This is a genomic window from Virgibacillus dakarensis, from assembly GCF_900155625.1.
Taxonomy (GTDB): domain Bacteria; phylum Bacillota; class Bacilli; order Bacillales; family Amphibacillaceae; genus Lentibacillus_C; species Lentibacillus_C populi.
The window spans coordinates 352,200-375,085 of the sequence record NZ_LT732554.1 but is presented as its reverse complement, the minus strand read 5'-3'; the positions used below and the strand labels follow the sequence as shown (position 1 = coordinate 375,085).

The window sequence follows — 22,886 nt, the reverse complement described above, 5'->3', positions numbered from 1 at the left end:
ACCGTGGCCTGGCGGGATCTAAAACAATTTTCGGTAAATCTTTTTGGCATAGGCGATAAACCTCTTATTTTGATGCAATTTCCTTTCGTGAACAAATTCATCAAATTTCTGTTTGCTTTGTACATCGCTCTTATGGGTTTTACCGGTTGCTATGGTTAAAAGATCATTCATACTCATATTATTTTTGCTGTCTTTTGCCTCCTCCGTTACATATCCGGCGTTTTTCAGCATTCGATAACCCATTTTTATTTCCGGTCGCATACCTGGTAAATCATCCTTTAGATTCAGCGGTTTTCCTTTTCCGGGAAGATTATCGAATTCCCCCTTGTCTATGGAATCTTTAATTCTCTCCTCGACAAACATATACATCGGACTCACCTGCCTTCTTTGTTTTAAAACGCATGTAAAAAACCCTGTGGCTTCATCATACCACAGGGTTTTTAAATAATAAATTGGATCTTTACTGTTAATTGTTTCTCCAGTCGTTAAGTAAAACCTCAACTGAATTATTCAAGCCTTCTTTCGCTTCTTTAGTGATGAATTTATCCATCGCCTTTTTGTTCAAATGTTTCAAGAACCCTTCCATCTTTTTAACAGCTTGATGATGATGGCCTTTATTTAGTTGATGTTCTGCTTGTTTCAGTTTGTTTGTCAGCTTAACAGCTAATGGATGATTAATATCACCAGATTGTACATAATCCGCAACATCTTGTTTAATTGACGAAAGTGTCACAGTTTCTTCGGCCTCTGATAGATCAAGCGCGTATTTGGCAAAACCGTCTGTCCCCTCACCGAGATAAGCGATATTCCCATCTTGCTGGATGAATTGCTGGGCATCCGGTGAAGATTGGAATGTTAGCTGTGCATTACCTTCAATCGGTGCAAATGACCAATTGCTATCCGCTGATGGATCAATCGTGCCATTCGTTTGAATATAGTCGATCACTACCTGCCGGTTTTCCGCCTGTGGAGAAAGGACAATTTGGCTGCCATCTAAATTCGGGAAGTTACCTCCTCCACCAGCACGATAGTTATTTGTTGCAACAAGAAATTCCTGATCGTCTTGAACGGCCTCACCGTTGTATTGTAAGTTTACAATGCGATGGGCCTCTGGATTGATTAACTCCCCATCACGGTTATAGCGGGTTGGTTCCGTAACATCGATTTTATAGGTGACCCCATCGATAACATCAAAATTGTACGTTGGAAAGTCATTGTTAACTAAAGATTGTTCCTCTGACGCATTCGGGTCGATTTGATTAAACTGTCCAGCAGCCATCTCTAACCATTCACGAACTTGTTCCCCATTGATTTTCACGACCTTCAAAGTGTTTGGATAAACATAAAGGTCAGCTACGTTTTTAATGGCAATCGGCCCTTCTGGAATATACGTATAGTAGCCAGCGCCGCCTCGACCGCCAGCCTTAAATGGTGCAGCTGCGGATAAAATTGGCAATCCTTCATATTCGGTTTCCTTTACTGCTTGTTCTGTGTACCATTTTTGTGCGTTGGCTACAATTTGTACCGACGGATCGTCTTTGACAAGTGCAAAGTAGCTGTAAATTGGTGCAGTTGTTTCACCGACCTGAGAGCGAATATAGTCAAGAGTTGCCTGGTGGTCTTCTGAAATGGCGTCTAGAATTCCCTGATCGGCTTCAACAAGTGCTTCACCGGTATTTTCGTCGTAAATTGCTTGAACTTCAGCGCTGGAATCAATAACCTCCCAGCTGTCGCCATTTTGCTGGAGCTTCAGATCAATAATCCCTAAATGGTTTCCCCAAAAACCTGCCTCAACAGAAGGTACACCATTGAGTGTTCCTTTTTCCAGGTTGACTCCTGGGATTCCCGCAAATGTTTCACTCGGGAAGGCTTCGTGGGCATGACCAAACATAATAGCATCAATGCCTTCTACTTCAGTTAAGTTGTAAGTGGCATTTTCCTCACGTTCCTTTAATTCAACCGATCCAAGCCCGGAGTGTGGAATTGCAACGATAATATCAGCACCTTGTTCCTTCATTTCCGGAATATATTTTTGTGCTGTTTTATAGATATCTTTGGTAATTACTTTCCCTTCAAGGTTTGTTTTGTCCCATTGCATGATTTGTGGTGGAACAAAGCCGATGATCCCAACATTAATCGTTTGGGTGTTACCGTTTGAATCTACCACTTGTTTAGGCAAAATCTTGTATGGCTCGAAAAACGGTTGATCGTTGGTTGGATCATCGTCACCGTCATCATAATAGACGTTTGCATTGACGTATGGGAAATTAGCATCATCAGTTGCTTCCTTCAAATAGTCGATGCCATAATTAAATTCGTGGTTACCAATATTTGCTGCATCATAATCTAGCAGATTCATTGCTTTATAGACGGGATGCACTTCTCCTTCTTCAAGGCCTTTTTGAGCGATATAGTCCCCAAGAGGATTGCCTTGGATTAGGTCACCATTGTCAAATAACATGCTATTGTTGACTTCACTTCGGGATTTCTTGATAAGCGTTGCTGTCATTGCTAGCCCAAATTCGTTTGTTTCCTTATCTTGATAATAGTCATAGTTTGCCAGATGGACATGAATATCTGTCGTTTCCATGAGTCTTAAGTCAACAGTGCCTTCCCCAGCTTCTTCTGCATCTGCCGAGCTGTTGCTAAGTGGTATAGATACAAGCAGAGCTGCTAAAAGCATAAGTGCAATTTTTCCTGTTTTTCTAATTCCCATACTGAAACCCCCTTTAAGTTTTTTCAATTACTAGATTAAAGGATTGCTAGACATATTGGAATAGGCCGATGGATATGGGTTAAATGAATTAATCGTTAGGTTTAGAATAAGGGGACGGGGTTGTTGTACAAAACTGTTTCAGACAAAAGCTTGATAATTGGCAATATGGAAGGTGTATCGATTGACATTTATCTGCATATGCTATATCTTAATATGAAAGCGATTAAATTCGTTGACGAGAACGAGTATGCATAAATCCTGTTCTGCAGAGAGTTGGTGCCTTTTGCTGAAAACCAATGTTCAGTTTATGTTGAAAATCCTCTCCGAGAAGAAAAGCTGAAGATTCATTTTAAGCCTTTCCGGGGATCCGCCGTTACAAGGATCGCGTATGATAGTACGTTGTTTGAGTGCCGGCACATTTATTTTACAAGTAATTTCCGGAATCAGGGTGGTAACACGGGTTAAACTCGTCCCTACTTTAGGGGCGGGTTTTTGTATTTTTATGAAAAAATCAAACGAGGAGTGAGATGATGAGAAAGGTTGATATAAGTGAGCTTCCCCAACAGCGTGAAAAGCGAGTAAACAATATGTGGAAAGCTGAAAGTACGTTTGAAAAGTCTGTTTCAAATCGTGATGGAGCGGAAACCTTTGTCTTTTATGAAGGCCCCCCAACAGCAAATGGCCTACCTCATGCTGGGCATGTGCTGGGTCGTGTGATAAAAGACTTCATTGCCCGCTATAAAACAATGCAAGGTTATCAGGTTATCCGCAAAGCGGGCTGGGATACACATGGTCTTCCAGTTGAACTCGGTGTTGAGAAAAAGATAGGCATCTCCGGAAAAAAAGAAATTGAAGATTATGGTATAGAGAAATTTATTGAGGAATGTAAAAGAAGTGTTTTTGATTATGAGAAGCAATGGCGTTCTTTTACAGAAGCTATTGGGTATTGGGTTGATATGGATGATCCATATGTGACATTACGGAATGAATATATTGAAAGTGTTTGGTATATCCTCTCTGCGATTCACAAAAAAGGGCTGCTGGATCAGGGACATCGTGTTACGCCATATTGTCCGAGCTGCCAAACATCCTTAAGTTCTCACGAAGTTGCACAAGGATACAAAGACGTAAAAGATCTGTCCGTAACAGCTAAATTCCAAATTAATGGGACCGATAATGAATATTTTTTGGGCTGGACGACAACACCTTGGACACTTCCTGCTAATGTTGCTTTAGCTGTCCATAAGGATTTGGAATATGTAAAGGTGAGGCAGGAAGCGGACTTATATATTGTTGCAAAAGACTTGGCAGATCAGGTATTCAATGAGGAATATGAGGTTATTAGCATGCATAAAGGAAGTGACTTCGTTGGCTTAACCTATCAAGCTCCTTTTGACTATTTGAACCTAATAAGAGGGCATGAGGTTATTGAGGCGGATTTTGTTACAGACCAAAGTGGTACCGGAATCGTTCATCTCGCACCAGCGCATGGAGAAGATGACTACAATGCTGTGAGAGCAAACGGGCTTGATTTTATTAACGTGGTTGATCAGTCAGGACGCTATACGGATGAAGTTCCTGATTTAGCTGGGGAATTTGCCAAAGATTGTGATGTTCAGATAATTAAAATGCTGGCAGACAAAGGTTTATTATTTTCAAAAGAAAAATACGAACATAGCTATCCACACTGTTGGCGCTGTGATTCCCCGCTTATCTATTATGCAACGGAAGGCTGGTTTATCAAAACGACGGAAATAAAAGATACGATCATCCAAAATAACGAAACCATTAAATGGCACCCGGAGCATATGAAACATGGACGTTTTGGTAATTTTCTAGAGAACATGGTTGATTGGAATCTAGGTCGTAATCGGTATTGGGGAACACCACTCAACGTTTGGATTTGCAAGAACTGTAACCATCAATATGCGCCTGATAGTATTCAGGACCTCAATAAACATGCCAGGCTTCCAGTTTCTGATGAGTTAGAACTTCATAAACCGTATGTGGATGATATAATTCTTGTTTGTCCGTCTTGCCAAGGAGATATGGTTCGTACCAAGGAAGTTATCGATGTATGGTTTGATAGTGGTTCGATGCCATTTGCGCAGTATCATTATCCATTTGAGAATACTGCATTATTCGAAAAACAATTTCCTGCAGATGTCATTGTAGAAGGTGTGGATCAGACGCGTGGCTGGTTTTACAGCCTGCTCACCGTATCTTCTTTATATACTGGAAAAGCACCATACAAACGTGTTCTTTCGCTCGGACATATCCTTGATGAAGATGGACGTAAAATGTCAAAAAGTAAAGGGAACGTTATTAACCCAATGGACCTTGTGAAAAAATATGGGGCAGATGCGTTGCGGTGGGCACTGCTTGTTGATAGTGCGCCTTGGAATAATAAGCGTTTTTCAGCTAATATTGTCAGTCAAGCAAAGTCCAAGCTAGTTGACACACTAATTAATATTCATTCTTTTTACGTGCTTTATGCGGAGATTGATCAATTCGATCCGAATAAGCATGCCCAAGGTGAAAAGTCATGGTTGGATAAATGGATATTATCTCGCCTGCATTCTGTTTCTAAAAGTGTAGCGGCACATCTTGATAACTATGATTTTAATCCTGCAGCAAGAGAATTATCTATACTAGTTGAACAAATTAGTAATTGGTACATCCGCCGCTCCCGTGACCGTTTTTGGGGTAAAGGAATGAATGATGATAAACTAGCGGCTTATCATACGTTATACGAGGTATTAACAACAACGAGCAAACTACTTGCTCCATTTACACCTTTTGTTACCGAGGAAATTCACATCAATTTAACGGGGAAAAGTGTACACTTAGAATACTTCCCTGTACCGGATGAAGCCTTAATTGATGAACAGTTGGAGATGGAGATGGATGGAGTTCTTCAGGTTATTGAGCTTGCCCGCCATACTCGTAACGCTTCGAATATTAAAACAAAACAGCCTCTATCTAAATTGATTGTGGTTGATGAAAAAAATGACATAAACTTTTTGTCGAAATATCGTTATATCATTGAGGAAGAAATTAATGTTAAGCGGGTTTATTTTCAAGAACATGCTGGAGGAAATATTCAGTATGAAATTAAACTAAACTTCCCAACGGCGGGTCCAAAGCTTGGTAAGCAAGTAGGATTTGTTCAAAAGGCTTTAAAACAGATGTCAGTGGAAGAAGCTAATGACGTGGTAGGTAAAGGGTATGTTGCATTGGAAATGCAATCGGGAGAGTCCATTCGTGTTGAAAAAGAGGATTTACTCATTAATCAAACAGCGCAGCAGGGAATGGAAATGGCTTCTAATGAACGCTATACCGTTTTCTTAAATACAAACATAAACGAAGATCTCCGTAGGGAAGGTCTTGCTCGTGAACTCATTCGAGCTGTTCAACAGTACCGTAAAGAATTGAATTTGCCTGTCGAAAAGCGGGTAGACCTTACCTTTTGCATGAGTGATTCATTAAAGGATGTTGTTGAACAATTTAGAGATCTACTGGAACAAAATCTGTTGGTGAAAAATATTAACTTTAATAAAAAGCAAAATATGAAATATATTGAGCTTGAGAATGAAATGATTGGGATAGAAATTGTTCTTTAATAAAAATCAAATATAGAATAGTTCCTCATCAAAACCGGGGGTGCTACTGTTAAAGCACCCTTGCTTTTATTATAATATTATTTAGGCAATTAATTATATGGAATAATGCTTCAATATGAGGAAATATGAGAGATTCAGAGGAGCCTAATGTGAATATGTTAGAACTTACAAATATCCACTATTCAGTACATAAAAAATGCATATTTAAAGGTGCGACCACATCCCTAAAGAATGGTGAATGTGTTGCTATTACTGGAGATAACGGGTCGGGTAAAAGCACGTTGCTGAAAATCATCGCCGGTTTAATGGTTCCGAATAAGGGGAATGTCAAAATCGATTCACGCAAAATATTGGCTATGTCCCGGAACAGACGCCTAAGTCATTGCGTTTTACACCAATAGAGTATTTACAGCATATGGGTCAAATTCAAGGGCTTTCAGCTGATGTTTTGAATATCCGCAGGGGAGAACTTATGAAGCAATTTGGTTTGGATTCCTATCAGCATACCCGCATACAGCATTTATCCAAAGGAAACAAGCAAAAAGTGAATATCATTCAAGCCCTTTTACCTAATCCGGAGCTGCTTTTGCTAGATGAACCGATATCGGGATTGGATCCTGATTCACAGAAAAGGCTGGTAGACATTCTGACCCAATTAAAAAAGGCAGGCACAACAATTATCTTTACCTGTCATGAGTCGTTTTTTGCTGAAAGACTAGCTGATCGGAGCATTCATGTAACCCAACAGAACATAAAAGAAGTAATGGTGTCCAGGGAAAACAACCAATATCGAACAATCGAATTTTCAGGTGCCACCGAGGCTCTCTTATCCTTCGTTAGCAGTTCGCCATTCATTATGAAGCATGTCTGTCAGACTTCATCGCCCCATATTATTTCGGTACATGCTGTAAAAAGTAACGAGGTAATTGGCGAGATCATTGCATTAGGTGGAACCATTCAATTTGTCTCCCGTCAGATGGATATGTTGCCGATGCTGGGATCTAATGATAATGGGAAAAAGCAGGTGAAAAAGTGAAAAGTTTAGTGAAATACTGCATGCAAGATTATATACGATCATATCAGTTTGTTCCCCCTGTATGCCTTTTCTTGCTTTGGACGATCGTTTCCTACACATATACACCAAATCCAGTTTTAAGCAGTTATGGGGTTTCGTGTGCTGTTCTTTATTTTATTTCAGCCTGGATGTCGGTAACCATCATGCAAACAACAGATTCTGTGCAGTTACAGATAACAATTGTCAATGCCAAAAGCGTTATTAAGATATTCAGCAGTATGATTTTATCGGTCTTGGTTATCATCTCGATGTTATCCGCCTTTGCTATTTTCTACCCGATCATGATTGGGGCGTTTGATCGTCCAGTCACATTGCAGGATATTTTCATTGCTGCTTGTTCGCATTTGCTTATATCCATGTTAAGCATTTCAATTACCATTTACCTTAGCTGGATGACACGGGTGAAAACAGTTAGCTCCTGGCTGCTGCTTGTCCTGGTGTTACTTATTTCTCTGGTAAAAGGTGGTCTGGTAGGTGTTCTGCCCCAATTCATGTCTTATATAACTTGGGTTATTCCCCCGGCCTTTTCGATTGTTGATTTGCTAGGGGATGATAGCTTATTAATAAATGCACGATTATTGCTGGAATGGATGTATGTATTAATATACTCAGGTGTGTTGTTCTTTTTGTTTGTTATGCGAATTCGCAAGCGGAATGTGATGAATAATGGAACCCATTGAGATTACGGTTGGGTATGGCCTATTAAGGAGTGAAGAAACAATGTTCAGTTATTATGGAAAATTGAGTACAGAAGTCTACAACCTAACAAAGCCGATTGGCAAGTCCATTGGTGGGGATATTGAATATTATATAGAACGGCTAAGGCATATGGATGGAAGAGTGCTGGAGGCGGGTGTTGGAACGGGGAGATTTCTAATTCCGATATTAGAACAAGGATTTAACGTTGATGGAATCGATTACTCAAAGGATATGCTCAATGTATGCAGGGAGCATTGTAAAAAACGAGGATTAGCAACCCAACTATATCAAGCAAGTTTGGAGAATTTTCAACTGTCTAATAAATATAAAGCGATTGTTATGCCTACAGGGTCTTTATGTTTACTTGATAACCGTGAAGACGTCATAAATGTACTGAGAAGATTCCAAGATCATCTGGAGCCTGGAGGTCGCATTATTATTGATTTGTTGTTGCCACACGATTTCAAAGCTGGGGAAGTAACAACGGAGGCATTTTCTTTGTCAAACGGAGAAGGAATTACACTCGAAAGAAAATCGATTGCTATGGACTGGATTAACCAAAAAACAGTAACGTATCTAAAATATGAAAAGTGGAAGGATGGCAAATGTATGGATACAGAGTTGCAGGAATTCAATTTAATTTGGTTTGGGATTGAGGAATTCCGATCAATTTTATTAGAACTGGGGTTCATAAACATCAATTGCTCATCCGGATATGTATATGATAAATATCCAACCGGTGCTGATGAGGTTATTACGTTTGAGGCAGAGGTTCGGTAAAGTGTCCAATAAGTTTGGAAAATAATATGTACCCTTTAGAAGAAGTTATTAAGAGGCTCTCCTAATAGGGTACTATTTTTTGAACATGAAAAAGGTAACTGTAACAACCAAGCTTAGCACTGGCATATCATGAGATGGTTTCCATCAGGGTCTTTGAAATTAAACCATTGATCGAACTGAATTTCTGTTACAATTTCGACATTCTTCCCCTTCATATACTTATATGCTTTTTCGATATCGGTGGTATTAAAGTGGAATGGTGGGGTTCTAAATACATTATCCTTTGAAAAAATCTTGCTATCCAGTACAATCTCTGTTCCGCTCATGGTTATGATATATAAATGTCCAAATACTATCCTACCATCTGCTGGTATTCCTAATATATCACAATACCATTTGCGAGCTTCTTCTATATTTTTAACGGGCATAAAAATTGCACCAATTTGTTTTAATATTGGATTCATGATAAAACCCCCAAGAGAATACTGTATGTATAGTTAATTCGCCGTGAGGTTCCATATTTCCTTTTTACAAGTCCGAACTTTATAAAATGTTTTCTATTTCGTGAGCTAAATAACCCGATGTAACAATAACAAAAAAGTGGTATGAAAATGAATTCATGCCACTTTTTCAGTTAGGTAACGCAGGGTATTAAGAATTATTATTTACCTGTGATATAATCTTTTCCGCAATCACTTCATTAGCCGCTTCCAATTCCTTATGCTCATCAACCGAATCCCCCGCAAAATTATCCTCTTCATTCAGCGGATTATTTGTCCCCAGCCCGCTACTGACACTAATTTTACCGTCAGTATTTGCTTTTGTCGGGATTGGGAATTTCTTTTTTTGGTTACTTGGCATTTTTTTCACCTCATCAAATAGCTTTTGTACCACCCTGTTTTTTATACTATTTTAAGTGAGAAAATTATTCATATAGTAACCGTCTCTTTGAAATATTCATTTATTATTGCAGGTGTGACCACTACAATCAGAAATAATACACTTCAACTTCTTGAACAATATAGAAACCACAAAATTTCTTATTGTGATGCGTTAAGTGTAGCAATGATCAAAGAACAACAAATTCATAAAATCTTTGCGTTTGACTATCATTTTGAAACGATGGGAGTCGAGATTGTACGGTTATGAAATATTAATCCTGTGACTATCTCAGTTCCTGCCTTAACCTACGCAACCTGTAAACACGATAAACACCAAAACATTAAGAAGTCGTACCAATATTTGTATCAATGGATTGAGCAAGAGGAATACCGGGGAAACAATGTAAATAACTTAACCCATTTCGAAAAATATCCGATGAATCAAGATCCATATTCAGCTAACCAGAATTTGTAATGATGATTCCAGTTAAAAAGGAGCAAAGTTCCTCTTAAACAGGGGATTCACGATTGGGTCAAACAAATAATTTTACTACCTTCCTTTGAATAAAAATAGAATACCTTCATTCAAGGCTGGATCCGTTCGGGTTTAGTCTTTTTTTGCTGAAATTTTTTGCATTACAAATAAAAATTCATCTTGATTTATATACTGAGTATCTATATACTAAGTAAATAGATACTCAGTATATAATGAATGTAGGTGATCGAATGGTGGATCTAATTCTTTCCTATCAATGGGAATTGTTCATCGCAATAGAAGTGTTATCCTTTGCTTCCCTGCTTCTGTTCGGGATTGTACGTTACCTTTTTGATAAGCGTAACGTTAGTCTGTTGTTCCTTTTTTGTTTTGTTGCACTATTGGTTCTCGAGGCTATACTAGCAGTGTTTATCTATGGGGAGACAGGTGAAATATCAAAATTTCAAATCATTATTACGGTTTTTGTAGTATATGCGTGTACGTTTGGAATTTTTGACTTTATGAAATTAGATCGTTGGATGCGTAAAGTAATTGGAGGATGGCGCAATGTCCAACTTCTTTCAGCTAAGGACATAGAAATCATGAATAGACAGAAAGATCCACAGTATATGGCCAAAAAATACCGTTGGAGTTCCATTGCACATCTTATTGTATTTGTTGGTTTTCAAATAGCGTTCTGGATTTACGGAACCGGTGGCGCAGCCCAATCCCTGGAATATATAAAGGATTTATCTTGGATCGGTACAGAAAATGTTATGGAAACACCATATGCAAATGAGACGATTTATGGTATTTCGATGGTTTGGGGGATTGCTTTTATCGCCGATTTTATTTATTCGTGGTCATATACAATATTTCCATCTAATTCGAAAGGGTGACTAGTATGATTCATACGAAAGGTGTTAAAAAAGAGTATAAAGCTGGGGGAGAGGTGATACCCATACTAAAGGGTGTTGACTTTTCTGTCAAACAAGGTGAGTTTGTAGCCATTATGGGGCCAAGTGGGTCAGGGAAAAGTACGCTTCTTCAGCTGCTTGGTGGGTTGGATATCCCAACGGAAGGCTCGATTGCACTGGATGGTGTAAAATTAGAAACAAAATCAGAAAAAAAACGGACCATTATAAGACGCCAAAAGATAGGTTTTGTGTTTCAAAACTATCAGCTCCTTCCAACATTAACAGTCTATGAAAATATAGCGTTTCCAATGCATGCGAGTGGCAGAAAGATTGATACAGAGGCTATTTATGATCTTTTGGATGCTGTGGATTTAAAAGGCTATGGCAAACGATTTCCGCACGAATTGAGTGGGGGACAGCAACAGCGCGTAGCAATTGCCCGTGCACTAATTAACAAACCGGCCATTCTGCTTGCAGATGAACCAACTGGTAATTTAGATAGGGAGCATTCAAGCGATATTTTAGAGTTATTGTCCTCCTTTCATCAGGACAGAGGGCAGACAATTGTTATGGTGACACATGACATGTTTTCCGCAGGCTATGCGGATCGTATTGTCCTGTTTAAAGATGGGATCATTGAGACCGAAGTAAAAAGGGAGGATGATGATTATGCTGAGTTCCTTTCGCGTTTCATGGCGTAATTTGACCAGGTATAAAAAACGTTTTCTCTTTACGCTTATTGCCATCATTCTTGGCGTGGTTGTTATGACAGCAATGCTCATTGCAAAACAGACAACTTCAAGTACACTTGAAAGATATGAAAAAATGTATATGGGTGATACGGATTTTTGGATTCAAAGTAATAATCGTGTTTTTCAACAGAAGGAACTAGACTGGTTATTCACCCGAGATGAAGTCAAAAAGGAAAATGCCATTTTACTTAAACGAGGAATTGCAGAAATAGATGGAATGAATCCGGCGCAGACATCTGTACGGTTCACAGGTGTATCAACTTTCGATAATGGTTTATTTGAACTTCCTGTAAAAGAGGGTGATATTTCCGAGGAAGGGCTTATTATTACGGAGAATGCTGCAAAGCTTTGGAAAAAGGGAATAGGCGATACGGTTACATTTAAAAATATGGGCAGTATGGACGTTACCGCAATTGTTTATGAGGGCTCGATGCTAAGCAGTCCCCGGACAAAGGAACAGGCGAGTGTCAGTTCTTCACAAGTTATGGTTCCGCTTGATATTTTGCAAGAATGGACTGGAGCAAAAGGGCAGATTACCAGCTATAGATTTGTAACAAACGATGGTTCAAAAAAGGATGAGCTTCTTGCTGCTTATCAAGCAGAGCTTGCATTATCTGATTTATTCGTGCAGCCAGTCGTTATGGATGACAGGCAAAATAATGATGTGGAAGGTCTATACTATACGTTCGATATAATAGCCATTTTATCTATATTTATCAGCGGGTTTATTGCGTTTAACATGATTTATGCGGGTATTATTGAACGAAGAAAAGAATTCGCTGTGATGAAAAGTTTAGGCTATACAACTAAAGGTATTTATCGTTTGGTTCTTCAGGAAATCGGACTTCTTTCCTTAATAGGAACTGTTGTTGGGCTCCCGCTTGGTATTTGGTTTGGTGATTTCTTTCAGGAAATGCTGATGTCAGCAATTGCCTCGCAGGATATTACATACGATATGGAATTGGCGGCACCGCTTACTATTTCGGCAACAGTTGGGCTTCTATTTCCTTTCTTGGCTGCTGCTATCCCTGTTTATCGGGCGGGTAAAACACCAGTTTTGGAAGCAATGGTTGATCGGACAGTATCACGGCAGGGCGGCAAAAGAGCAAGTATTATCCGGATAATCGCAGGTATTATATGTACCGGAATAGGATTGATTGATAACGCTTGGGCATTTTTACTGCTCTTTGTCGGGCTTGTCCTTTTGTACCCATTGTTTATGCGAGCAATTCTAAGAATTATCAATCCCTTATTTCAGATCACTTTTCGGTTCGCTGGAAAGCAGGCAGTTCGATCAGTCAGCCTGTTTGAAAATCGTAATGCAAATACATCCGCAATGCTAGCAATTGGTGTTAGTTTGGCAATGTTTATGAGTGCGGCTCTTGAATCACTTCCAGATGGAATGGAGGATGAAGTTCGCAGTACATTTGGTGGCGATATCCATGTCATGAAGGAAACACCATGGCAGGATGATGATCTAGATGTTATTCAAGGAATCGAAGGTACTGCAAATGTTTATCGATTTGCAGACATTCCAAATGTTACGTGGCAAACCAAAGCTGGTGAAGACAGGGAATTTTCCATCATGAGCTACTCAGGTGATCCAGATAAAGCTGCATTCTTTCGTATTTCAGATGAAGCCAAGGAAGTGGCCGGGTTCCCGCAACTTTATCTCGGAGAACGCGCATTGGCTGAGTGGGGTGGCGAAGTTGGAGATCATATTACATTAAATACTCCCGCTGGAAAGACGGATTTCTATGTAAAAGGGAGTGTGCAGACCTCCCACTATACAAGTTATGTAGCATTTGTAGAAGAGTCAATACTTGGGGAGGTTCTAAATTGGTCCCATCTGTTTCACGTGGCGATAGTTACAAACGGAAAAGCAAGTATTCCATTCATATATTCGAAGCTATCGGAAAATTATGGGGAGGAACTTTCAAGTATATCGAGTTTATCGCAACGGGTAGAACAATCGACCAACGCGTTAACTGGAATGAATGAGCTTATGCAGGGGCTGCTTCTTTTAGTTATAGCGCTATCCGCTATAGGGGTTAGTAATACACTATTTATGAATACACTTGAGCGGATAAAGGAAATTGGTACGATGCGGGCAATCGGTTTTACAAAACGGCAAGTCAAATTTATGATCATTGCAGAGGGATTAATTATTGGGGTTACCGGTGTGGTTGTAGGGGTTGTTTATGGCATTCTTGCTACCTACTTAAACGCACAGTCTGATCAAGCGCAGGCACTATTAAGTTTTACGGTTCCGTGGGTAAGTTTATTTTTGGCAGTTGCAGGTGGTATACTATTTACAATGGTTGCAGCATGGTTGCCAAGCATCACGGCATCACGAGTTCCGGTTAAGGAAGCGATATCTTATGAATAAGCGGGGATACTTATGTCTGTAAAACACTCATTACTCGCATTACTATATGAGAAACCGAGCCATGGTTATGAGTTAAAAACAGGTTTTGATGAACTTGTTCAAAGCATGTGGCCGCTCAATGCCGGTCAGGTATATACGACACTTGACAGGTTGGAGCGGGATAATCTCGTTGAATCACCGGGACATGATAAGAAGGATCGTAAACTATATACGATCACCGAACAAGGAAAAAAAGAACTATGGAACTGGCTAAAAAATCCTGTAGAGCGTTCTTTGCTCAAAGACGAGTTTTATTTTAAATACCTCTGTGCCAGTCACGTAGATTACCAGGAAAAACAAAATATGATTCAGGTGCAGAAGCAGACAATTATAAAAGATGTCCTGCACCTTACGCAATTTAAAAAACAGATGAACCAAGCTGGGAATCAAACAATGAAGCTGCTTGTAGAAGGGGCGTTGCTTCATTTGGAAGCGGACATAAAATGGCTGGATATGATTGCGAAGGATTAACGATAGGTCGTGCTCAAACTGAAATTAGGTTGGGCACTTTTTTTCAGCCTGTTTTTCAGGACACCATATTAGTTAGCATAAAAATTGGTGTGTAAACGTTCAAGAAGGTTTTTAAAAAATAAACTCCCGCCCAGACCAGTCAATTTAAATTAACCGAAGGAGCAGCATTTTCAATTAGTAATGCTGCTTCATGGTTGATGCTATTTCCTCGATTTTTGGACGTTGCAATGGGTTAGGGTGAAGCGAGCGGTTAATGATGTTAGCGAAATTAGCTGGTAAGCGGCGACAGGTTTGAACTTTTTCCGCACACCGTTCTAATTGATCATATCGATTGCCATCATAGGTTTGAAATGGCGCATTCCCGGTAGCAGCAAAAAATAGTACTGCACCGATTCCCCATATGTCTGCTGCAGTGGTCAATTGGTCACCGCGAGCTTGTTCGGGCGCCATGAATTGGCGTGTCCCAGCACCTTTTTTTATTTCCCCTGGTTGAGCTGCAATACTAAGGTCAATTACTTTAGCCAATGGAGGTTGATTAATGATATTGGATGGTTTTAAATCTAAATGTAATATTCCTTCTTGATGAAGGTAATGCATAACAGAACATAATTGAGCACCCAAATGAGCCAATTGCTTCACGGACAGACGACGGTTCTGCTGTGTCTTGACCAGGTGATGAAGCGTTTGACCGGTTAGCGTTTCCTGTATCATGATCGGGAAAGGATCGTTGTGAACCTCATAGGCACGAACAAGGTTTGGATGGGTTAATCTTTTTAAGTATTCTCCTTCCCGTATCAACCGTTCCTTGGCAGCACGCTTTTCCAACCGGTCTGGTCGCAGGCATTTTCCAATACAGCTACAGTAACGATCCTCACTCCACACATGATAGACGTCGCAGTCTTTTCCACGACGCATGAGTTCTATAACGGTATACCTGGGAAAAAGATAATCCCCCTCCTTAATGAACGCAGGATTATCGGTTAGTTGCCCGTTAGTTTGGTTTCCTTCGGTGTCAGTTGTCATGGTTTAAACTCCTCCTTGCTGTCATCTGATTTAGGATCGGAATTAGCAGGGAGTGGACGACCCCCTAAGACCAGGATCATCCACACACCTAGCATCCCTTTCCTGATGATGACTAGTTAATCAGTTTCGCCATCAGCTGAGGTACCGCTATTACTCGTTCCGGTTACAGAAGAGCTGTTTGTTGCAGCTGGAGTTACTTCACCAAAGTAAGTCATGTGCGTTTTCCCTCCTTTATTTGATTGAATCCTACTGCATTGATTAAAGTTGAACCTTTCTGCCATCGTTGACTTTATCAATGAAGTTTATCGTATGGCAGGGATTATCAATTCGAATGAATAAAATGACCGAAAAATGAAGAATTGAATCGAATAACTATAGAGGATAGCATAGTACATTTAATAGTATAGCGGTCTTTTAAATGGGTTCCCATTACCTTTTGTCGGCTTGCAGAATACCATTTAGCACTGAAATGGTGTAAAATTGGGTCAAATTAAAATGGGAGGCTATAGTAATGGCAACAATTGAGGATTTCATGAAGCTGGATATTCGTATAGGTACTATACTAAAGGCTGAGCCATTTCCGGAGGCGCGAAAACCGGCAATTAAATTAGAAATTGACTTTGGGGAAATTGGTGTTAAACAATCATCGGCGCAAATTACGAAACGATATGAGCCTGATCAGCTAGTTGGTCGTCAAGTAGCCGCGGTAGTAAACTTTCCGCCAATGCGTGTTGCCGGTTTTAAGTCGGAGGTACTGGTTCTCGGCGGTATGCCAGGGGAAGGCGATGTAGTACTGCTAAGACCGGATGAAGCAATTGACAATGGTTCGCCTGTTGGATAACAGCATAACGTTTATACGAAATGGCTGAACATGCAAATTGTATTTTCGGCCATTTCCTTTTCCACTTGCCAGGCGTGGATAAAAATGGCACTTTCTTAAATGTCACTTATTTGTCATGACTATGATCTTTCTTTTCCAGCAAAATGGTTTATACTATCTGTAAAGTGTAAATAGGTTTATTTCAACTATTATCCTTATTGCTTAATTCCGCTCATAATGGGGAAACTTAGGGGTAGTAGTTAAAAGATATAATAGACTTTGATCAGTAGTGAGCAAATGAGCAGGGAGGTTTTATCGTGATGAATGTTGATCCGGTCTTGATGAGCAGGTTGATTACAACGATGACGCTTGGCTTTCATATCATATTCGCAACGCTTGGAGTAGGGATCCCATTAATGATCTCGATTGCAGAATTCATAGGAGTCAAGAAAAAGGACCCGCACTATAGGATGCTAGCCAGGCGCTGGGCACGCGGCTTTGTGATTACAGTTGCGGTTGGTGTTGTAACCGGAACCGCTATTGGTTTGCAATTATCGCTTGTATGGCCGGAATTTATGCAGGTTGCTGGCAATGTGATTAGTCTGCCGTTGTTTATGGAAGTGTTTGCGTTTTTCTTTGAGGCCATTTTTCTTGGCATGTATTTATACACTTGGGATCGGTTTAAAAAGCCGTTCACCCACTGGTTGTTATCGCTACCGGTTGTCATAGGCGGCGGGCTTTCCGCGATATTTATTACTACTGTTAATGCCTTTATGAACACACCGGAAGGATTCACAATGGCAAATGGTGCGTTTGCAGCGGTCAATCCAATTACCGCAATGTTTAATCCAGCCACCCCATCTAAAGTGTTTCATGTATTAACTTCGGCGTATGTAACGTGTGCGGCTATTCTTGCAGCAATTTCTGCCTTTATGATGTTACGAAAAAAAGCTTCTGACTATCATAAAAAGGCATTAAAGCTTACCGTTACAGTTACGTTCATATTTGCATCCCTAACCGCTATAGCCGGAGACCTGTCGGCTAAATTTCTTGCTGAACACCAATCAGAAAAATTGGCTGCAGCTGAATGGCACTTTGAAACAGAAAAAGGGGCAGACTTGATAATGTTTGGCTGGCTTGACGAGCAGAACGAACCGAGGTACGAGTTTCGGTTCCCTAAATTGTTGAGCTTTCTGGCACACAGCGACTTTAATAGTGAAGTAACAGGGTTGGAGGAATTTCCTGAAGAAGTAAGACCACCGCTTTGGATCCATTATATGTTTGACTTAATGACCGCTATTGGCATTTTTCTTTTAGCAGTGTCAATGCTTTATCTCATCTTCAGTAAGGTGAAAAAGTGGAATGAACATAATAAAGGTCTGCTTATATTAATTTTTCTATCTGGACCATTAGCATTTTTGGCGATCGAGTTTGGCTGGATTCTTGCCGAAGAGGGCCGCCAGCCGTGGATTATTCGGGGCTATATGACGGTAGAGGAGGCCGCAACATCCTCCCCTTATATTGGACTGATGTTCTGGTTGTTTTTAGGTTTGTATATCGTGTTGGGAACACTTTGTACTGTGACTTTACGGAAAATGTTTCGTTCGAATCCTGCTGAAGAGGAATTGGAAAAATTGTACCCAACGATAGAAAAGGGTGATGATTCATGAGTTATGAAATGATTGGAATTACCGTTTTATGGATTTTTCTCTACGGTTATCTGATCGTAGCTTCCGTAGACTTTGGCGCGGGATTCTATGCATATTACGCCAAAATTACGAAGAAAGATCATGTGATGAATCAATTAATTTCCAGATATTTATCACCGGTATGGGAAGTGACGAACGTATTTTTCGTATTCTTCTTTGTCGGTGTCGTCGGGTTCTTTCCAGATACCGCTCATTATTACGGTACCGCGCTGCTGGTTCCGGGAAGTATTGCGATTATACTGCTGGCGATTCGGGGTTCTTTTTATGCATTTGAAAATTATGGCTCAAAAAAGAGCAATGTATACATGTTTCTGTATGGCGCAACAGGTTTGTTGATTCCGGCATCATTGTCTATGGCATTAACATTATCAGAAGGTGGCTTTATCGTTGAAGAAAATGGGGTTGTTTCCCTGAAGTATTTCGAGTTATTTACCAATCCATATTCATGGAGTGTGGTATTTTTAGCGATCGTATCGGTGCTTTTTATCAGTGCTACATTTTTAACGTTTTATGCTGCAAGGGCAAATGACAGGCCGGCATTAACGCTCGTGAGGAAATACGCTTTATTTTGGAGTGTTCCAACGATCATTGCCAGTCTTACGGCATTTATTGCATTAAGTCAGCATAACCAAAGACATTATGAAGCAATGCTTGATTTATGGTGGATGTTCGGCTTATCTGTCGGATTTTTCCTGATTGCAATGGCCCTGCTTTATCAAGGAAAACATTATGGACTTGCTTTTATAAGCGTGATGTTCCAATTCTTCTTTGCCTTTTTCGGCTATGGAGCGGGACATTTGCCATATATCCTTGATCCGTATATTACGATTACAGAGGGTGCTACACATCAGTCAATGGGATTTGCATTGATAGTTGCATTTATTGCGGGATTGTGTTTGTTAATTCCCTCCTTGATTTTATTAATGAGGCTGTTTTTATTCGATGCGGATTACGTGAAAGGCAAAAGATAATAGTGTAACTGCATTTGACGATTTTAAAATAGGGGAATTGATCAATGGTGCGTAATTTAAAAGAAGTAGCATTTAAACAGAAAAGCAGTCTGGTTTTTTTGCTGATTTTAGCTGTCATAACCAGTGGGGCTATTATTGGACAGGCTTATCTTTTTGTCCGGATTGTTGATGGTGTTTTTTTACAAGGGCAATCCTATAAAGCGATCCTGCCATTTTTGGTGGGATTGCTGATCGTTCTGTTGATAAGAACCATATCTGCTTATGTAAGTAGTCGGACAGGTGTAAGGATGGCTGCAATAGCAAAGGCTGATTTTCGCAAGGCCCTTTTAAATAAATACGCAAGTAACCCTGTACAGGCCTCATTACGTGGGCAATCGGGTGAAAAAGTGAGTGTTATGATGGACGCTGTTGATCAAGTGGATAGCTATTTTAGTCAATACATTCCACAAGTGATGCGCACTTCCTTTATTCCGCTTTTCATTCTGATTGTGGTCTTTACGCAGCATGTCAATACGGGCCTGATTATGACTATTACAGCACCGTTTATTCCAATTTTTATGGTCATTATTGGTATGCAAACGAAGAAAAAGTCAGAAGAGCAGATGGAGCAGCTTGGGGCATTTTCAGGCCGGTTTCTTGATATTTTACAGGGGCTTGTCACACTTAAATTATTTGGACGGGCAACACAGCAAAAACAAGCGATCGAACAAAGCAGTATCGGGTTTCGTGATGCGACCATGAAGATCTTAAAGATTGCCTTTACCTCGTCGTTCATGTTAGAGCTGATTTCAATGCTCAGTATCGGGATTATTGCCCTTGAGGTATCTATCCAATTAATTATTTATGAAAGCATTTCCTTTTTTATCGGTTTCTTCGTATTAGTGCTTGCACCCGAGTTTTATAATGCTTTAAAGGAACTGGGAAGTGCTTTTCATAACGGAAAAAGCAGTATGGGTGCAGCCAATAAGGTGTTTGCTGAATTAGCTGAAAAAGACTCTGGCGTTCAATGGGAGAATCAAAGCTTGCAAATAGAGTTGACCCCGCCAGCTATTGTATTACAAGACGCAGGCTTTAGCTATGGAGAAGAACAGTTTGCCTTAAAGAATATAAACGCAGAGATACCGTCATACGGGCAAATTGCCATTGTCGGCGAGAGTGGGTCGGGGAAAACAACACTATTACATTTGCTCGCTGGATTAGTTGCGCCGTCAACCGGAAGTATTCTTGTTAATGGGCAGCCGTTATCAGTTTACAAAGAAAAGGACTGGTTTAATCAATTGAGTTATATTTCGCAGCATCCGTATATTTTCTCCGGTACGATAGCAGAAAACATTGCCATCGGCGGGAATCATGATGCATCCCGTAGTGAAGTAGAGCAGGCTGCTGAGCAGGCGGGAATTGCGGAGATGATTCAATCACTTGATGCAGGGTATGATACAGCTATCGGGGAGGCGGGCAGAGGACTTTCGGGCGGTGAAAAACAGCGGGTTGCCCTGGCAAGAGCGTTTTTGAAGCAGCCATCGGTGATTCTTTTTGATGAACCAACCACCGGGCTTGATCTTTATACAGAACGAATGTTACAACGTTCGATGAGGCAATTGTCCAAGAATGCTACAGTAATTACCGTTGCCCACCGTCTTCATACTATTAAGCATTCAGATAGCATTCTTTTCCTGGAAAATGGCCGGTTGATTGCAGCTGGTACCCATCATCAGCTGATGAACACAGTGGCAGCATATCGTGACATGGTGTCGGTTCAACAGGGAGGGATTGCAGAATAATGAAAGATTTAGCAATTGTTGTTAAGTTAATGATGGCGGAAAAAAAGGATATTTTTTATTCGATTCTGTTTGGCTTTGTTGCTGGTATAGCTGCTGTCGGGCTTTTTGCTGCAAGTGGATACTTGATTTCCAAAGCAGCCTTGGCCCCTCCTATTTATGCGTTAATTATTTTAACGTCTACAGTGAAGCTGCTCGGTTTTACCAAGGCGATTAGCCGTTATCTGGAGCGGTATTTTTCCCACCGGGCGACATTTACGATTTTAAGTAATTTGCGTATTTTTTTCTTTGAAAAACTGGAACCATTAGCCCCGGGAATTTTGCAAAATTACCGAAGCGGGGATCTGCTGGCGCGAATTGTTGGCGATGTGGAACGTTTACAGAATTTCTTTTTACGAATTTTTTATCCACCGATTGTGTTGACGATCGTGTTTTTGAGTACCATTCTATTCACATCCTTCTTTTCTATTTATGCAGCGCTCGCCTTACTTATTGGACTTATAATAACAGTTTTTGTTGTCCCTGTATTATTTGCAGTGAGGCAGGCGAAAATTGCCAGTCGAATACGCGAGGGAAGGGGAGAACTATCGACGGAGGTTACTGAATTTCTCCACGGTTTTCGTGATTTGAAAATCTACCAGAAGCTAGAGGAGAAAGAGCGATCACTAATCCATTCATCTGAGGCGTATATTAAAGAGCAAGAACAGGAAGGCATCAACATGATGTATAGCCAATCTGTAAATACGTTTATATCACTAATAGTATCGTGGTTTATCCTGGCGCTGGGTGCCTATTTTGTAGTGGAAGGCGAGCTGGAAGGGATATTCCTTGCGATGCTTGTAATGATTTCATTGACGGTTTTTGAGGATGCATCGCCAATGGCTGTTCTTCCTATCTATTTGCAAGACTGCAAACGAGCAGCAACTCGCCTATTCTCTATTGTTCGTGAGGAAAAAGTGGAGGAAGAGATACAGGAAGATCTGAAACAGCTGGAGCATCATAAAGCGCCCTCGATTGAATTGAATGATGTTACTTTCCGTTTTCCAGATGAATGGAGAACAGCTTTTCAAGATGTATCTTTACGTTTGCCAGCAGGTTCCAAGACAGCTATCGTTGGGCCGAGTGGCTCGGGGAAATCGACATTGTTACAGCTGCTTTTAAAAATATACAAGGCTGATCAGGGAAATATTTTATTCGATGGTGTTTCCATCGGCACAATTGATCAAACGAGCATCTGGAATGTAGCTAAAGTTGTTTTGCAGGAAAACCACTTTTTCTTTGGTACCGTCCGGGATAACTTGCTTTTGGCTAAAGATAACTTGACTGATGAACAGATGGAAAATGCACTAGCCAACGTGCGATTGGAGCATCTTTCCTTAGCTGATCCTATTTTTGAAAAGGGAGAAAATCTGTCAGGTGGTGAAAAACAAAGGCTGGCGATTGCCCGTGTAATGCTGAAGGGAGGGCGGCTCTGGCTGTTGGATGAGCCCACCTCGTCTATAGATGCTCTGACCGAGCAAGCCATTTATGAGCGGCTTTTTAAACAAGCGAAAGACGATACACTCGTATTAGTGAGCCATCGTTTAACTGGTCTGGAAAAAATGGATCAGATTATCGTAATGGAGCAAGGAAAGATTATTGAATCTGGTACATTTGCAGAACTAATTGAACGAAAAGGCTATTTTTACAAGATGAAAGAAATAGAAAAAGGTTTGCTGTAGTGCTTTTATTATTATAACCATTACTAATGAAACTTTTCCCCCTCCCA

18 protein-coding genes, 1 pseudogene and 1 other annotated feature are annotated in these 22,886 nt (G+C 40.3%); of the genes and pseudogenes, 14 read left to right on the top strand and 5 right to left on the bottom strand.

Annotated features, from left to right (window positions below; genetic code table 11):
* Positions 1-18: 18 nt before the first annotated feature.
* Positions 19-369 (bottom strand): DnaJ family domain-containing protein, encoded by a 351-nt coding sequence (locus CZ382_RS11375; protein ID WP_088053451.1) that lies wholly within the window; start codon positions 367-369, stop codon positions 19-21.
* A gap of 97 nt (positions 370-466) precedes the next feature.
* Positions 467-2,716: a bifunctional 2',3'-cyclic-nucleotide 2'-phosphodiesterase/3'-nucleotidase gene (locus CZ382_RS11370; RefSeq protein ID WP_188725495.1), complete on the bottom strand. Its 2,250-nt coding sequence runs from the start codon at positions 2,714-2,716 to the stop codon at positions 467-469.
* 123 nt (positions 2,717-2,839) lie between these two features.
* On the opposite strand from CZ382_RS11370, the gene CZ382_RS24540 reads away from it, so the two are divergent.
* The 5 genes and pseudogenes from CZ382_RS24540 to CZ382_RS11345 all read left to right on the top strand — a co-directional run bounded on the left by CZ382_RS24540 (position 2,840) and on the right by CZ382_RS11345 (position 8,893).
* Entirely contained in the window at positions 2,840-2,971 is a 132-nt protein-coding gene (locus tag CZ382_RS24540) for a hypothetical protein (protein WP_268811324.1), read from the top strand.
* Positions 2,940-3,194, top strand: a binding site (T-box leader). It overlaps the preceding gene by 32 nt.
* Before the next feature lie 52 nt (positions 3,195-3,246).
* The gene (gene ileS / locus CZ382_RS11365; protein WP_088051356.1) at positions 3,247-6,339 is read left to right on the top strand and encodes an isoleucine--tRNA ligase; all 3,093 of its coding nucleotides are present in this window, start codon (positions 3,247-3,249) and stop codon (positions 6,337-6,339) included.
* 215 nt (positions 6,340-6,554) lie between these two features.
* Positions 6,555-7,372 (top strand): annotated as a pseudogene (locus tag CZ382_RS11355) (ATP-binding cassette domain-containing protein); the annotation flags it as partial.
* On the top strand, positions 7,372-8,094 hold the full coding sequence (locus tag CZ382_RS11350; protein WP_088051353.1) for a hypothetical protein: 723 nt from the start codon (positions 7,372-7,374) through the stop codon (positions 8,092-8,094). The pseudogene CZ382_RS11355 and the gene CZ382_RS11350, both read left to right, overlap by 1 nt.
* 40 nt (positions 8,095-8,134) lie before the next feature.
* A complete protein-coding gene (locus CZ382_RS11345) occupies positions 8,135-8,893 on the top strand; it encodes a class I SAM-dependent methyltransferase (RefSeq protein ID WP_088051352.1) in 759 nt (252 codons plus the stop codon).
* A gap of 113 nt (positions 8,894-9,006) precedes the next feature.
* Here CZ382_RS11345 and CZ382_RS11340 read toward each other — a convergent pair whose 3' ends face one another.
* Both CZ382_RS11340 and CZ382_RS11335 read right to left on the bottom strand, forming a co-directional pair.
* Positions 9,007-9,357 carry a VOC family protein gene (locus tag CZ382_RS11340; protein ID WP_088051351.1) on the bottom strand — a complete coding sequence of 117 codons (351 nt, stop codon included), beginning with the start codon at positions 9,355-9,357 and terminating at the stop codon, positions 9,007-9,009.
* A gap of 187 nt (positions 9,358-9,544) precedes the next feature.
* Positions 9,545-9,754 (bottom strand): hypothetical protein, encoded by a 210-nt coding sequence (locus tag CZ382_RS11335; protein WP_088051350.1) that lies wholly within the window; start codon positions 9,752-9,754, stop codon positions 9,545-9,547.
* 746 nt (positions 9,755-10,500) lie between these two features.
* On the opposite strand from CZ382_RS11335, the gene CZ382_RS11325 reads away from it, so the two are divergent.
* The 4 genes from CZ382_RS11325 to CZ382_RS11310 are packed head-to-tail and all read left to right on the top strand — an operon-like array spanning position 10,501 to position 14,817.
* Entirely contained in the window at positions 10,501-11,148 is a 648-nt protein-coding gene (locus tag CZ382_RS11325) for a hypothetical protein (RefSeq protein ID WP_088051348.1), read from the top strand.
* A 5-nt stretch (positions 11,149-11,153) separates the two neighbouring features.
* Positions 11,154-11,867 (top strand): ABC transporter ATP-binding protein, encoded by a 714-nt coding sequence (locus tag CZ382_RS11320; RefSeq protein ID WP_088051347.1) that lies wholly within the window; start codon positions 11,154-11,156, stop codon positions 11,865-11,867.
* Positions 11,836-14,307, top strand: coding sequence for an ABC transporter permease (locus CZ382_RS11315; protein ID WP_159457791.1), 2,472 nt, complete (start codon positions 11,836-11,838; stop codon positions 14,305-14,307). The genes CZ382_RS11320 and CZ382_RS11315 overlap by 32 nt, the downstream gene beginning before the upstream one ends.
* A gap of 12 nt (positions 14,308-14,319) precedes the next feature.
* Positions 14,320-14,817, top strand: a complete 498-nt coding sequence (locus CZ382_RS11310) for a PadR family transcriptional regulator (RefSeq protein WP_088051345.1) — start codon at positions 14,320-14,322, stop codon at positions 14,815-14,817.
* A gap of 174 nt (positions 14,818-14,991) precedes the next feature.
* On the opposite strand, the gene CZ382_RS11305 is transcribed toward CZ382_RS11310, so the two are convergent.
* The gene (locus tag CZ382_RS11305; protein WP_088051344.1) at positions 14,992-15,840 is read right to left on the bottom strand and encodes a serine/threonine protein kinase; all 849 of its coding nucleotides are present in this window, start codon (positions 15,838-15,840) and stop codon (positions 14,992-14,994) included.
* Between the two features lie 511 nt (positions 15,841-16,351).
* Between CZ382_RS11305 and csaA the strand changes: the two genes are divergently transcribed.
* From csaA to cydC, 5 genes are all read left to right on the top strand, one after another.
* A complete protein-coding gene (gene csaA / locus CZ382_RS11300) occupies positions 16,352-16,681 on the top strand; it encodes a chaperone CsaA (RefSeq protein ID WP_088051343.1) in 330 nt (109 codons plus the stop codon).
* Between the two features lie 299 nt (positions 16,682-16,980).
* The gene (locus CZ382_RS11295) at positions 16,981-18,330 is read left to right on the top strand and encodes a cytochrome ubiquinol oxidase subunit I (RefSeq protein ID WP_088051342.1); all 1,350 of its coding nucleotides are present in this window, start codon (positions 16,981-16,983) and stop codon (positions 18,328-18,330) included.
* The gene (locus tag CZ382_RS11290; RefSeq protein ID WP_088051341.1) at positions 18,327-19,340 is read left to right on the top strand and encodes a cytochrome d ubiquinol oxidase subunit II; all 1,014 of its coding nucleotides are present in this window, start codon (positions 18,327-18,329) and stop codon (positions 19,338-19,340) included. Before CZ382_RS11295 ends, CZ382_RS11290 begins: the two co-directional genes overlap by 4 nt.
* 47 nt (positions 19,341-19,387) lie before the next feature.
* Entirely contained in the window at positions 19,388-21,121 is a 1,734-nt protein-coding gene (gene cydD / locus CZ382_RS11285) for a thiol reductant ABC exporter subunit CydD (RefSeq protein WP_088053449.1), read from the top strand.
* Complete coding sequence (cydC, locus tag CZ382_RS11280; protein WP_088051340.1) at positions 21,121-22,839, top strand: thiol reductant ABC exporter subunit CydC; 1,719 nt, start codon at positions 21,121-21,123, stop codon at positions 22,837-22,839. The genes cydD and cydC overlap by 1 nt, the downstream gene beginning before the upstream one ends.
* Positions 22,840-22,886: the final 47 nt, after the last annotated feature.